The sequence below is a fragment of the Anaerotignum faecicola genome (assembly GCA_024460105.1).
Lineage (GTDB): Bacteria > Bacillota > Clostridia > Lachnospirales > Anaerotignaceae > JANFXS01.
In genome coordinates this window covers 1-644 of the sequence record JANFXS010000043.1, presented here as the reverse complement: position 1 = coordinate 644, position 644 = coordinate 1, and the positions used below count along the sequence as shown (strand labels likewise).

Here is a 644-nt window from a genome sequence, read left to right as displayed (position 1 = left end):
AACGGATTATGATGAGTCTTATATCAGGGAAATGCTGGAACGGTTGCTGGCGCTTGGGTGTAAAACGGCTGCCCTGACCGGCGTCAGCTTTGAACCTAACAAATTGGGTGTGGCTTATCTGGATCGTGAGGGGGAGAGCTTTTCCTATTTTACGCACCGCTGTCCACAGAGCTACCATGGAACCGGCGATCTCTACTCCTCGGTAGTCCTGGGAGGTATGATGCGGGGCTTAAGTCTCGGAAGCGCGCTGACGCTGGCCGCGGATTTCGTTGTTCTCTGTATTGAGGGAACCGCCGCAGCCGGCAGTTCCCGATGGTATGGCGTCGAGTTCGAATCCCAGATTCCGAGGCTGTGCGAAATGCTCGAGAAATGCCTTTGACCGGAAGAAAAATCCAATTGTATGTTTCCCGGATTCTTGCTATAATAACAATAATGTCATATTGTGTGGAAAATTGTAAGTTATGGGGGAATTCTTATGGCAGCTACTGTTGTGTTGTCAAATCAAAAGGGCGGTGTTGGAAAAACGACATCGGCATACGTACTGGCCTCGGTTTTTAAATCCAAAGGTTACCGGGTGCTGGCTGTGGACATGGATCCACAGGGAAATTTAAGCTTCAGTATGGGTGCTGAAACGGATGGCTGTG

2 protein-coding genes are annotated in these 644 nt (G+C 49.8%); both read left to right on the top strand.

Annotated elements, in window-relative coordinates; genetic code table 11:
* The coding region (locus NE664_12630) for a bifunctional hydroxymethylpyrimidine kinase/phosphomethylpyrimidine kinase (GenBank protein MCQ4727481.1) at positions 1-379 on the top strand (379 nt) is incomplete at its 5' end.
* Between the two features lie 96 nt (positions 380-475).
* Positions 476-644: AAA family ATPase (locus NE664_12625; protein MCQ4727480.1), on the top strand; the 169-nt coding region annotated here is incomplete at its 3' end.